The sequence below is a fragment of the Streptomyces sp. Ru62 genome (assembly GCF_002920615.1).
Lineage (GTDB): Bacteria > Actinomycetota > Actinomycetes > Streptomycetales > Streptomycetaceae > Streptomyces.
The window spans coordinates 22154-34862 of the sequence record NZ_PQSU01000010.1; the positions used below are offsets into that span (position 1 = coordinate 22154).

The 12709-nt window shown below is 72.8% G+C and carries 12 protein-coding genes; 10 read left to right on the forward strand and 2 right to left on the reverse strand.

Going from position 1 to position 12709, the window contains the following annotated elements; genetic code table 11:
• The first annotated feature begins 406 nt into the window (after window positions 1-406).
• From C3492_RS15050 to C3492_RS15085, 8 genes are all read left to right on the forward strand, one after another.
• Window positions 407-2467, forward strand: a complete 2061-nt coding sequence (locus C3492_RS15050) for a tetratricopeptide repeat protein (RefSeq protein ID WP_103812274.1) — start codon at window positions 407-409, stop codon at window positions 2465-2467.
• Between the two features lie 147 nt (window positions 2468-2614).
• Entirely contained in the window at window positions 2615-3730 is a 1116-nt protein-coding gene (gene ald, locus C3492_RS15055; protein ID WP_181140393.1) for an alanine dehydrogenase, read from the forward strand.
• A gap of 379 nt (window positions 3731-4109) precedes the next feature.
• Window positions 4110-5243: a ParA family protein gene (locus C3492_RS15060; protein ID WP_078629566.1), complete on the forward strand. Its 1134-nt coding sequence runs from the start codon at window positions 4110-4112 to the stop codon at window positions 5241-5243.
• A complete protein-coding gene (locus C3492_RS15065) occupies window positions 5228-5776 on the forward strand; it encodes a hypothetical protein (RefSeq protein WP_103812276.1) in 549 nt (182 codons plus the stop codon). Before C3492_RS15060 ends, C3492_RS15065 begins: the two co-directional genes overlap by 16 nt.
• An 18-nt stretch (window positions 5777-5794) precedes the next feature.
• Entirely contained in the window at window positions 5795-6868 is a 1074-nt protein-coding gene (locus C3492_RS15070) for a ScpA family protein (RefSeq protein WP_103812277.1), read from the forward strand.
• Window positions 6865-7515: an SMC-Scp complex subunit ScpB gene (gene scpB, locus C3492_RS15075; protein ID WP_103812278.1), complete on the forward strand. Its 651-nt coding sequence runs from the start codon at window positions 6865-6867 to the stop codon at window positions 7513-7515. The genes C3492_RS15070 and scpB overlap by 4 nt, the downstream gene beginning before the upstream one ends.
• Before the next feature lie 13 nt (window positions 7516-7528).
• A complete protein-coding gene (locus tag C3492_RS15080) occupies window positions 7529-8590 on the forward strand; it encodes a pseudouridine synthase (protein WP_103812279.1) in 1062 nt (353 codons plus the stop codon).
• 64 nt (window positions 8591-8654) lie between these two features.
• Entirely contained in the window at window positions 8655-9662 is a 1008-nt protein-coding gene (locus C3492_RS15085; protein WP_103812280.1) for an ADP-ribosylglycohydrolase family protein, read from the forward strand.
• Window positions 9663-9817: 155 nt separating this feature from the next.
• Here C3492_RS15085 and C3492_RS15095 read toward each other — a convergent pair whose 3' ends face one another.
• Entirely contained in the window at window positions 9818-10561 is a 744-nt protein-coding gene (locus C3492_RS15095) for a DNA polymerase beta superfamily protein (protein WP_103812281.1), read from the reverse strand.
• Between the two features lie 22 nt (window positions 10562-10583).
• On the reverse strand, window positions 10584-11039 hold the full coding sequence (locus tag C3492_RS15100) for a Rieske (2Fe-2S) protein (protein WP_103812282.1): 456 nt from the start codon (window positions 11037-11039) through the stop codon (window positions 10584-10586).
• Window positions 11040-11186: 147 nt separating this feature from the next.
• Between C3492_RS15100 and aroH the strand changes: the two genes are divergently transcribed.
• Together aroH and C3492_RS15110 are read left to right on the forward strand one after the other, a co-directional pair.
• Window positions 11187-11549 (forward strand): chorismate mutase, encoded by a 363-nt coding sequence (aroH, locus tag C3492_RS15105; protein ID WP_059248520.1) that lies wholly within the window; start codon window positions 11187-11189, stop codon window positions 11547-11549.
• Window positions 11546-12631 (forward strand): prephenate dehydrogenase, encoded by a 1086-nt coding sequence (locus tag C3492_RS15110; RefSeq protein WP_103812283.1) that lies wholly within the window; start codon window positions 11546-11548, stop codon window positions 12629-12631. The genes aroH and C3492_RS15110 overlap by 4 nt, the downstream gene beginning before the upstream one ends.
• The last annotated feature ends 78 nt before the right edge of the window (window positions 12632-12709 follow it).

The window sequence follows — 12709 nt, forward strand, 5'->3', positions numbered from 1 at the left end:
TCTGGGTCCGGCACGACCTTGTCGGGGTTCGGCCCTGCCTGTCTGGGGCGCGGCCTGTCCCGTCCGGGATCTGACCCGCCTCGTCTGGGGGCCGGCCCGGTCTGTCTGGGGCCTGGCCCGACCCGTCCGGGACCCGACCCGGCCTGCCTGGGACGCGACCGGCGCGCCTGGGACCCGGCCCGGCCCCGTCCCAGGCTCCGGCCCGCCCCGCCCGGGGCCCGGCCCGTCCCCTCCGCGACCCGGCCGGACCCGTCCGGCATGCCGGTGTGACGATCGCCTGATCCGATCGGGCGATCCCTCCGCCGCGCTCTTCCCGGAACGTCGCAGAGCGTGAACTAGGCTCTTCAACGCCCGCATCGGAAGACACCGGCGGGCTTGCGCGTGCGGTGGGACGGGAGTGTGGCCCGTGACGGATCAGGCGGTGGACCCAGACGGTGCGGAGCGGACCGCGCACCAGGCCAGGGAGGACCGATTCCTGGGCCGGGCACGGGAGTTGAAGGAGCTGCGCGCCGACATCCAGCGCGCCGGACTGGACACCCTCTCCGGCCGCAAGGCCCCCCGCGCGCGCGTGCTCCTCATCGCCGGCCGCCCCGGCTCCGGCCGTACCCGTCTCGCCGAGCAACTCGTCCGGCAGGTCGCCGGCCGCTACCCCGACGGAGTGCTGCGGGCCAGGCTCAGCGAGCCCGGCGGCACGCCGGTGCCCGTGGAGCAGGCAGCCCGCGACCTGCTCGCCGCACTGGAGCTGCCCGCCCCCGCCGGAGCCGCCGAGGACGACCTGGCCGCGGCCCTGCGCGCCGCCCTCGCCGGCCGCCGGATGCTGCTCCTGCTCGACGACGCGGCCGGCGCCGAGCAGGTCGACGCGCTGCTCCCGGACGCCCCGGACTGCCTGGTGGTGGCCGTCTCCGGGGGACCGCTCACCGGCATCGCGGACGTCCGCCCCTGCACGCTCGGCGGCCTCGACACCAAGTCCGCGGTGGAACTGCTCACCGGGTACGCCGGCTCCGTCCGCGTCACCGTAGACCCGCGCTCGGCGGAGAGCCTGGTCGAGGCATGCCAGGGCCACCCGGCCGCGCTGGTGCTGGCCGGCGGCTGGCTCGCCGCCCGCCCCCAGGCCGCCGTCTCCGACCTCGCCAAGCGGCTGCACGCCGACGGCGGCGCGGACGGCACCCCACTGGCCCGCGTCTTCCGGCTCGTGTACGACCAGCTGCCCGGCCCGGCCGCCCGCATACTGCGACTGCTCTGCCTCGCCCCGGCCGGCCTGGCCGACCCGCACACCGCCTCGGCGCTCGCCGGCTGCTCGCTCGACGCCGCCCGCGCCACCCTGGACGACCTGGTCGCCCTCGGCCTGCTGCGCGCGCTGGACTCCCCGCTGCCCCAGTACGAGGTCCCCGGCTGTCTGCACCCGCTGCTGCGCGCCCTGGCCGAGGCCCAGGAGCGGCCCGCGGAGCTGCAGCTGGCCCGGGCCCGGATGCTGGAACGGACGGTGCGGCTGCTGCAGTCCTGCCGGGCGATCACCGAGACGGACAGCCCGCAGGCCCGGGAGAAGCTGAGCGGCCTGCCCCCCGCGCTGCGCTTCCCGACCCCGCGGGCCGCCGCCGACTGGCTGCGCATCCGGCGGCCCGCCCTGCTGGCGTCGGCGCGCCTCGCGGTGGCCGACGGCGAGCTGGACACCCTCGCCCGGCGGCTGATGTCCCAGCTCGTCAGGGCCCTGGCCGCGCATGTCGGCACCCAGGCCGCCGCAGCCGACCTCTACGGCCTGCACGGCCTCGTCCTGGACGTCGCCGAGCGGCGCGGGCTGCCCAGGGAGAAGGCCGCGGCCCTGCTGAACCTGGGTGATCTGGATGCGCAGACCGGCCGGACCCGGGAGGCGCTGGTCCGCTACCGGGCCGCCCTGGACGCCGGACGCGAGGCGAACGACCCGTACGCGACCGGCCGCGCGATGGAATCCGTAGGCGGCGCCTACCAGGAGCTGGGGGACCACGACCGGGCCGCCGACTGGTTCGGCCGGGCGCTGGCCGAGCGGCTGGCCCGGGGGGAGCACCCGGAGGCGGCCCGGCTGTACGGCCGTATCGGCACCGCCCACACCTACGCCGGCCGGTACGGGGAGGCGCTGCGGAACTGGCGGGCCGCCCTCGCCGGCTACCGCAGGAGCGGCGATGTCGCCGCCAGCGCGCGGGCGTTGAGCGAGATCGCCCGGGTGCAGGAGTACGCGGGGCGGCCCGAGGAGTCGCTGCGCACCTGCCAGGAAGCCGTGGAGTGGGCGCGGCGCGCCGAGGACGCGCGGTTGCAGGCCGCGCTGCAGCTACGGCTCGCCGACACCCTGGACCGGCTGGGCGACCCCGCGTCGGCCCGTCTGCACCGCGCTGCGGCGGAGCGCATGCTGGGTGAGGAGCCGCCGGAAGAGGACGCAAGGCTGGAACACGACGCTAACGCCTGCGAAATCCGTAGTGCGCCCAGTGAAGATTGATGCAATGAAAGGCTAGACAGCCGGAACACCTTCATTAGACTGGCTCTGCCGCTCGTTCTCCTGCGGTGTCTCCCGGTATGCCCCCGCATGTCTGGGTACGTCTGTAAATGCACCCCTCTACCCTCTGAGCCAAGGACCGTGATCGACGTGAAGGTCGGCATCCCCCGCGAGGTCAAGAACAACGAGTTCCGGGTGGCCATCACCCCCGCCGGTGTGCACGAGCTGGTGCGCAACGGCCACCAGGTCGTCGTCGAGCGGGGCGCCGGCCTCGGCTCCTCCATCACGGACGAGGAGTACGTCTCGGCGGGTGCCGCCATCCTCGACACGGCCGACGAGGTGTGGGCCGCCGCCGACCTGCTGCTGAAGGTCAAGGAGCCCATCGCCGAGGAGTACCACCGCCTGCGCAAGGACCAGATCCTCTTCACCTACCTGCACCTGGCCGCGTCCAAGGAGTGCACGGACGCGCTGATCGAGTCCGGCACCACGGCCATCGCCTACGAGACCGTCGAGCTGCCGAACCGCGCCCTGCCGCTGCTCGCCCCGATGTCCGAGGTCGCGGGCCGGCTGGCCCCGCAGGTCGGCGCCTACCACCTGATGCGCGCGGCCGGCGGCCGCGGCGTGCTGCCGGGCGGCGTGCCGGGTGTGACCCCGGCCAAGGCCGTCGTCATCGGCGGCGGTGTCTCCGGCTGGAACGCCACCCAGGTCGCCATCGGCATGGGCTTCGAGGTGACCCTGCTCGACCGCGACATCAACAAGCTGCGCGAGGCCGACCGGATCTTCGGCACGAAGGTCAAGGCGATCATGTCGAACGCCTTCGAGCTGGAGAAGGCCGTCCTCGACGCCGACCTCGTCATCGGCGCGGTCCTCATCCCGGGCGCCAAGGCCCCGAAGCTGGTCACCAACGAGATGGTGTCCCGCATGAAGCCGGGAAGTGTCCTTGTCGACATCGCGATCGACCAGGGCGGCTGCTTCGAGGACTCCCGTCCCACCACGCACGCCGAGCCGACCTTCCGGGTCCACAACTCGGTCTTCTACTGCGTCGCCAACATGCCGGGCGCGGTGCCCAACACCTCCACCAACGCCCTCACCAACGCGACGCTGCCGTACATCGTCTCGCTGGCCAACAACGGCTGGGTGGAGGCGCTGCGCCGCGACGCCGCGCTCGCCAAGGGTCTCAACACCCATGACGGCAAGGTGGTTTACAAGGAGGTCGCCGAGGCCCACGGCCTGGACCACGTGGAGCTGGAGAGCCTTCTCGGCTGACCCAAAAGGCGATTCGTCAACACGGCTCGTCAACAGCGCGCACCCGGCCGGACCTTGCCCGACAAGGTCCGGCCGGGTGTGTGTATGGTCACTTTGCGGCTCTCGGTCAACTCGCCTCGAACGTAACCCTTCGACCGATTCGCACACCGGTGAAACCTGCGGTGCGACGGCCGTACGCCCTTGACAGCGGGATGTTTCATTGCCGACACATCGGGCCGGGTCCGGCGGATTGTGTTGCTGCGGACGCCCGACACGCCATAGAGTCGCCAACCGTCGGCATGGTGCCACGCTGACCTTGTCTAGAAGTTTCCTGGTCACCAAGGAGGTAAGACGACTTGTGAATGAGTCGACATTTTCTCCCGGGGGTGGTCAACCAGGAATGCCTGCACGGGGCCAGGGCCCCGCGGGATTCGAGGCTGTCGGCTCCGTAGCTGTGCGCACCTTCGCAGCCCACCAGAGTTCCGGTCCGCAGGCGGCCGGGACAGCACACCAGAGCATGGATGGCCATCACGTGAACGCCATGGCCGGCGACGGAAGTGGCGCGCCCCACAACCACTTCGCCGACTACGACGAACTGCCCGAGGGGCACTTCTACGACCCCGACGCCGAGTACGAGCCCGATCCCGAGTACGCGGCCACGCTCGCGCCCGACGCGGCCCGCCAGCGCCGTGAGCGCATCGGCCCGACCGGACGCCCGCTGCCGTACTTCCCGATCCCGGGCCCGCTGACCGACCACGGCCCCGCGACGATCATCGCGATGTGCAACCAGAAGGGCGGCGTCGGCAAGACGACGTCGACCATCAACCTGGGTGCCGCGCTCGCGGAGTACGGCCGGCGCGTGCTGCTCGTGGACTTCGACCCGCAGGGCGCGCTGTCGGTCGGTCTCGGCGTCAACCCGATGGAGCTGGACCTCACCGTCTACAACCTGCTCATGGAGCGGGGCATGTCCGCGGACGAGGTCCTGCTGAAGACGGCGGTCCCCAACATGGACCTGCTGCCGTCCAACATCGACCTGTCGGCCGCCGAGGTCCAGCTGGTCTCCGAGGTCGCGCGCGAGTCGACGCTCCAGCGCGCCCTGAAGCCGCTGCTGCCCGACTACGACTACATCGTCATCGACTGTCAGCCCTCGCTCGGCCTGCTCACCGTCAACGCGCTGACGGCCGCGCACAAGGTGATCGTGCCGCTGGAGTGCGAGTTCTTCGCCCTGCGCGGTGTGGCCCTGCTGACCGAGACCATCGAGAAGGTCCAGGAGCGGCTCAACCCCGAGCTGGAGCTCGACGGCATCCTCGCCACGATGTACGACTCGCGCACGGTGCACAGCCGCGAGGTGCTGGCCCGCGTGGTCGAGGCCTTCGACGACCACGTCTACCACACGGTCATCGGCCGCACGGTCCGCTTCCCGGAGACCACGGTCGCCGGTGAGCCGATCACCACGTACGCCTCCAACTCCGTCGGTGCCGCCGCCTACCGCCAGCTCGCCAGGGAGGTGCTCGCCCGGTGTCACGCCGAGTGAGTCTGCCCGGGGCCGACGAACTGTTCCGCACGACCGGGGGGATGGCGCTCCAGCCGTCCACGCCCCGCCGCGCGGCCAACGGCGAGGCCCGGGTGCCGGCTCCCGCGGGGGAGAGCGACGAGGCGGCCGCCGCCGAGGACGCACCGCAGTCGGTGCCCGTCCAGAGCGGTGACGGAGAGGGGGCGGAGCACGTGGCGGTGGAGGCCGAGCCGGCCGAGGCCGGCGAGTCCCGCACCCGCCCGGCGCGCCGGCAGGCGGCGCAGGAAGGTCCTGCAGCCGCGCAGCCGCGCAAGCGCGGACGGTCGGCGGCCCGGCGGCCCAGCGGGCGCGAGCGGCACGACGAGAAGATCACCGTCTACGTCTCCGCCGAGGAGCTGATGGACCTGGAGCACGCGCGGCTGGTGCTCCGCGGCGAGCACGGGCTCGCGGTGGACCGCGGGCGGATCGTCCGCGAGGCGGTGGCCGTGGTCCTGGCCGACCTGGAGTCCCGTGGTGACGCGAGCATCCTCGTGCGACGGCTGCGCGGGCGGTAGCGGTAGCCTGCGGGGGCCATGACCTCGAACGGAGCCCCTGCCCCCGGCGCATCCGCCGGTCGTCGGCGTGCGCTGGGGCGAGGGCCGGGAGCCGCGCCGGACGAGCCGGCCGCCGTACCCGTCGAGTCTCCCGAGCCGGAGCTGCCGGAGCCGGAGCACGGGTTGCCCGGGCCGGAGCTGCCCGAGCCCGAGCCTGAGCCCGCTGAGCCTGAGCCCACTGAGTCCGAGCCTGTTGAGTCCGAGCCTGTTGAGTCCGATCCCGTTGACTCCGAGCCCGCTTCCGACGGCGTCTTCAAGGTCCGTCTCGCGAACTTCCAGGGCCCCTTCGACCTGCTCCTCCAGCTGATCTCCAAGCACAAGCTGGACGTCACCGAGGTCGCCCTGTCCAAGGTTACCGACGAGTTCATGGCGCACATCCGGGCCATGGGACCCGACTGGGACCTGGACCAGACCACGGAGTTCCTGGTCGTCGCGGCCACGCTGCTCGACCTCAAGGCCGCCCGGCTGCTGCCCGCCGCCGAGGTGGAGGACGAGGCCGACCTGGCCCTGCTGGAGGCCCGGGACCTGCTGTTCGCCCGGCTGCTCCAGTACCGCGCCTACAAACAGGTCGCCGACATCTTCGACCAGCGGCTCGACGACGAGGCCCGGCGCCATCCCCGTACCGTCGGCCTCGAACCGCAGCACGCCGAGCTGCTGCCCGAGGTCGTCATCAGCATCGGCCCCGAGGGCTTCGCCAGGCTCGCCGTCAAGGCCATGCAGCCCAAGCCCAGACCGCAGGTGTACGTCGACCACATCCACGCCCCGCTGGTCAGCGTGCAGGAGCAGGCCGGGATCGTGGTCGCCCGGCTGCGCGAGCTGGGCGAGGCCGGCTTCCGGGCGCTGATCGAGGACACCGACGACACGCTCACCGTCGTGGCACGGTTCCTCGCCCTGCTGGAGCTGTACCGGGAGAAGGCCGTGGCCCTGGAGCAGGAGGACGCGCTGGGGGAGCTGACCGTGCGCTGGACCGGCGGCGACACGGACGCGGCGCCGATGGTCACGGACGAGTTCGACCGGCCGCCCGAGCCGCCCGAGGAGGAGAAGAAGCCATGAGCGACCAGACCGCCGAGGTCCCGGCCGGACCGCGGACCGTCGCCGAACTCGACCTCAAGCCCGCCCTGGAGGCGATGCTCATGGTCGTGGACGAGCCCGCGACCGAGGGGCACCTGGCGAGGATCCTGGAGCGGCCCGAGCGGCAGATCGCGGACGCCCTGCGCGAGCTGGCCGACGAGTACGCCGTGCAGGGCCGCGGCTTCGAGCTGCGGTTCGTCGCCGGCGGCTGGCGCTTCTACACCCGCGCCGCCTACGCCCCCGCCGTCGAGCGGCTGGTCCTGGACGGTCAGACCGCCCGGCTCACCCAGGCCGCGCTGGAGACCCTGGCGGTCGTCGCCTACCGCCAGCCGGTCAGCCGCAGCCGGGTCTCCGCCGTGCGCGGGGTGAACTGCGACGGCGTGATGCGCACCCTCCTCCAGCGCGGTCTGGTCGAGGAGGCGGGCACGGAACCCGAAACAGGTGCGATCCTGTACAGGACGACGAACTACTTCCTGGAGCGGATGGGCCTGCGTGGCCTGGACGAGCTCCCGGAGCTCGCGCCCTTCCTCCCCGAGGCGGAGGCGATCGAGGCCGAGACCCAGGAGGGAGTCCCGTCGTTCGACCCGGACGCGCCCGACGCGCCCGGCGGTCAGGACGCAGACGACTAAGACGGAAACCTTGATGCGAAGCAGCGGCAGCGGCAAGAGCGGCGGGCGCGGTAACTACCGCGGTGCCGGCAACGACAGGGATCAGAAGCAGGGGCAGGGCCGGCCCCGCAAGCCCCGCCCCGAGGAGCGCCGCTACGACGTGGGCCCGGGGGCCACCAAGGACGGCCCCAAGGCCGGGCGCGGCGGTGCCGCGCGGGGAGGCGCCAAGGGCGGCCCGAAGCGGCCCCAGCAGGGCGGCCGTTCAGCCCCGTCGCGCTCCCGTGAGTACGAGACGCGGGTCGAGGAGCGCAACCGGGAGCGGTACGCGGGCAAGAAGGACATCAAGCTGCCCAAGACCTTCCCGGGCGCCGAGCAGGAGGGCGAGCGGCTGCAGAAGGTCCTCGCGCGCGCGGGCTACGGCTCCCGGCGCGCCTGCGAGGAGCTGATCGACCAGGCCCGGGTCGAGGTGAACGGCGAGATCGTCACCGAGCAGGGCAAGCGGGTCGACCCCGAGAAGGACGAGGTCAAGGTCGACGGCCTGACGGTCGCGACCCAGTCGTACCAGTTCTTCTCGCTGAACAAGCCCGCGGGCGTGGTCTCCACCATGGAGGACCCGGAGGGCCGGCAGTGCCTCGGTGACTACGTGACCAACCGCGAGACCCGGCTCTTCCACGTCGGCCGGCTGGACACCGAGACCGAGGGCGTCATCCTGCTCACCAACCACGGTGAGCTGGCCCACCGCCTCACGCACCCCAAGTACGGCGTGAAGAAGACCTACCTCGCGCACATCGTCGGACCGATCCCGCGCGACCTGGGCAAGCGGCTGAAGGACGGCATCCAGCTGGAGGACGGCTACGCGCGCGCGGACCACTTCCGCGTGGTGGAGCAGACCGGCAAGAACTACCTGGTCGAGGTGACCCTGCACGAGGGCCGCAAGCACATCGTGCGCCGCATGCTGGCCGAGGCGGGCTTCCCGGTCGACAAGCTGGTGCGCACCGCCTTCGGCCCGATCACCCTCGGCGACCAGAAGTCGGGCTGGCTGCGCCGCCTGTCCAACACCGAGGTCGGCATGCTGATGAAGGAAGTCGACCTCTAAATCGCCTTGCCGTGATCACCGTCCCCCTTTATTGTCATGGTGACGATAAAGGGGGATGACGCATATGCCCAAGCAGCCGGCGACCGGAGCACTCCTCGGCCTCGCCCTCGGGGACGCCCTCGGCTTCCCGACCGAGTTCAACGACGTGCCGTCGATCCTCGCCAAGTGCGGGCCCTGGCGGGAGATGGAGTTGCCGAAGCGGGCCTTCGTCTCCGACGACACCCAGATGACCCTCGCCCTCGGGCGAGCCCTGCGCACGGCCATGGAGCGCGGACCCCTCGCCCCCAAGCGGCTGGAGCGGCCCCTGCGCGAGGAGTTCGTGGACTGGTACGAGTCGCCCGAGAACAACCGCGCCCCCGGCACCACCTGTCTGCGGGCCTGCGAGCTGCTCAAGGCGGAGGGCCGGGCCTGGCAGGACGCCAGCCAGGTCGGTTCCAAGGGCTGCGGCGCCAACATGCGGGTCGCCCCGATCGGGCTCGTCCCCGGGCTGAGCGGCGAACAGCGGGCCGGTGCCGCCCAGTTGCAGGCCGCGCTCACCCACGGCCACCCCACCGCGCTGGCCGCCTCCGACCTCACCGCCCACGCCGTCCACCTGCTTGCCCAGGGCACCGACCCGGCCGGACTGGTCGGGCACCTGCGCTCCTACGCCCTTCGGAACCGCACCCGCTACCACCACACCTGGCTCGGCGACCTGTGGACCCGCTCGCAGGACCCCGGCCCCGAGCAGTTCATCGCGCGCGGCTGGGACGAGTGCCTGGAGATCCTCGGCCGGCTCCAGGAGGCCGCGCGGGCCGTCTCCCCGGAGACCGACCCGTGCCTTGCCACCGGCGAGGGCTGGATCGCCGAGGAGGCCCTCGCGACCGGGCTGCTGTGCTTCCTGCTCTTCCCCGACGAACCCGTCACCGCCCTGCGCCGGGCCGCCTGCACCGCCGGCGACTCCGACTCCATCGCCTGCCTCACCGGCGCCTTCGCGGGCGCCTGGCTGGGCGCCGGGGCCTGGCCCGCCGACTGGGCCGAGCGGATCGAGTACCGAGGCGACCTCTTGGCCCTGGGAGCGCTCTGGGACGCCTAGGCCCACGATCGACGACGCCCACCGGGAGCCGGCCGTCCCGGCCCCGGTGTCGCCGCCGAGCAAGGACCGGGAGCGCGGCGGGGCCGGCGTCGACCACGCGCGCGTGGAGGCCGACGTGGAGCGCCCGCACCGTGCTGGACGAGGCGCAGGCCGGTTCAGCCCTGCCCGAGGCGTGCGGTGCCCAGGACGCCCTGCACGACCTGGTGGTCCGGCTCCGCCTCAAGGGCTGAGGCCCGGCGCACCCGGTACAGGAACGCGGTCACGCGCGCGTGGTCCGGCTCCGGTGGCAGCGGGCTGCCCCGCAGGGCCTCCTCGGCCTCGGCCGCCAGCCGGGCCATCCACGCCTCCACCTCCGCCCACGGCACCTCGCCGTGCTTCACCGCCAGCAGGCGCTCGCGCCGCTCACCGACGTCGATCCGCAGCTCCCCGGTGCGCAGCAGGTCCCGGGCGCTCATCAGCAGGCGCAGCAGATGCATCGCGTGCTTCCAGCGCGGGGCGCCCGTCGTGCGGACGTCGGCGTCGAGCTTCCTGCGCTGGCCGAGGGCGTACCGGGTGAAGGTGTCGTACGCCTGCCGGGACAGGAAGGAGCCGCGCAGGGACAGCAGCTCGCGGCCGGTGTCGTCCACGTGTTCCACCAGCGGGGAGTGCAGGCACTCCAGGATGTTCGGGTTGCCGCGCAGCGCCAGTTCGCAGAACCGTTCCAACTCCCAGGAGAACCGCTCCTCGCCCGGCCCCTCCACATGCGTCGGCGGTTTCTCGAACCGCCAGTACAGCGGGGTCGGGGCGAGGAACACCCCGCGCCGGTCGGTGTCGCTGGCGTCCGTCGCCAGGCCGAAGGCGCGGGAGCCCATGACACAGGCGTAGATCGTGTGGTCGCGTACGAGATCCTGCGGCTGCATCCCCGGAGCGTACGCGGCACCCTCAGGTCAGGCGGATTGATTTCCCGTCCACCTTGATCGACCGCTTGGGCAGCGGCCTGGTCGCGGGACCGCGGGCCACCGAGCCGTCCTCGATGCGGAACCTGCTGCCGTGGCAGGGGCAGTCGATGGTGCCGTCCGCCACCGTGTTCACCGTGCAGCCCTGGTGCGTGCAGATCGCCGAGAAGGCCTTGAAGTCACCCTTCTTCGGCTGGGTGACCACCACCTTCTCCTCCTTGAACACCTTGCCGCCGCCCTCCGGGATGTCGCTCGTCCGCGCCAGCGCCTTCCCGTCGGCGGCCGCCTCCTGCGCGGCCGGGGACGACGCCGCCGCCGACGCCGGCGCCGACGATGCCGACGCGGCCTCACCGCCCTTTTCGGCGCCGCACCCCACGCATCCCAGGGCGAGCGCACCGGCGCCCGTGGCGAGGACTGTCCGCCGTGTCGCTGGCTGGGTCATGTCAGACCTCCGTACAGATGTGCATATCGGTGGATACCGGAACTCTCGCATCGTCTCAGCGAGCGAGCGGCCCACGCCCGTCCCGCGCGGGCTGACTACGCTGGACGGACCAAGAACGGAACACGCACGTCAGCGAGGAGCAGCGCCGTGGCGGTACGAGCGGTCCGGGGGGCCGTCCAACTGGAGCGGGACGAGGCCGGTCACATGGAGGAACGGGTCGGGGCCCTGCTCACCGCGGTCCTGGAGCGGAACGGGCTGACCGCCGACGACCTGATCAGCATCTGGTTCACGGCCACCCCCGACCTGCACAGCGACTTCCCGGCCGCCGCCGCCCGCAAGCTCGGCATCGTGGACGTCCCCCTGATCTGCGCGCAGGAACTGGACATCGAGGGCGCCATGCCCCGCGTCGTGCGGATCCTCGCGCACATCGAGTCGGACCGGCCCCGCGCCGACATCGCCCACGTCTACCTCGGCGCCGCCGCGGCCCTGCGCAAGGACATCGCCCAGTGAGAACCGCACTCGTCATCGGAACCGGCCTCATCGGCACCTCCGCCGCCCTGGCCCTCGCCCAGCGCGGTGTCACCGTCCACCTCGCCGACCACGACCCCGAGCAGGCCCGCACGGCCGCCGCACTGGGTGCCGGTACCGACCAGGCCCCCGAGGGCCCCGTCGACCTGGCGATCGTGGCGGCCCCGCCCGCCCATGTGGCCCGGGTCCTCGCCGACGCCATGCGCCGGGGCGTGGCCCGCGGCTACGTGGACGTCGCCAGCGTCAAGGGCGGCCCCCGCCGTGAGCTGGAGGCGCTCGGCCTGGACCTCAGCGCGTACATCGGCACGCACCCCATGTCCGGCCGGGAGAAGTCCGGCCCGCTGGCCGCCACCGGCGACCTCTTCGAGGGCCGCCCCTGGGTGCTCACCCCGACCCGGGACACCGACACCGAGGTGCTCAACCTCGCCCTGGAGCTGGTCTCGCACTGCCGGGCCGTACCGGTCGTCATGGACGCCGACGCCCACGACCGCGCCGTCGCCCTCGTCTCCCACATGCCCCACCTGGTGTCCAGCATGGTCGCCGCGCGCCTGGAGCACGCCGAGGAGGCCGCCGTACGGCTGTGCGGGCAGGGCATCCGGGACGTGACCCGGATCGCCGCCTCCGACCCGCGCATGTGGATCGACATCCTGTCCGCGAACCCGGGACCGGTCGCCGACCTGCTCTCCGACGTCGCCGCCGACCTGGACGAGACGGTCCGGGCGCTGCGCGCCCTGCAGTCCTCCGACGAGGCCAAGCGCGGTGAGGGCACCGCCGGGATCGAGGACGTGCTGCGCCGCGGGAACGCGGGCCAGGTGCGGGTACCCGGCAAGCACGGCAGCGCCCCGCGCGCGTACGAGACCGTCGTCGTCCTCATCGACGACCAGCCCGGCCAGCTGGCCCGCATCTTCGCCGACGCGGGCCGGGCCGGGGTCAACATCGAGGACGTCCGGATCGAGCACGCGACCGGGCAGCAGGCCGGTCTGGTCCAGCTGAGCGTCGAACCGAAGGCGGTTCCCGTGCTGGAGGAGGCACTGCGCGAGCGGGGCTGGGCACTGCGCCAGTAACACCCGGTGAGGGCGCCTCCCGCGAGCCAGTAACCTTGTCCGGGGCGCCCTCGCGCCCCGGACCCCGCTCCCACCCTT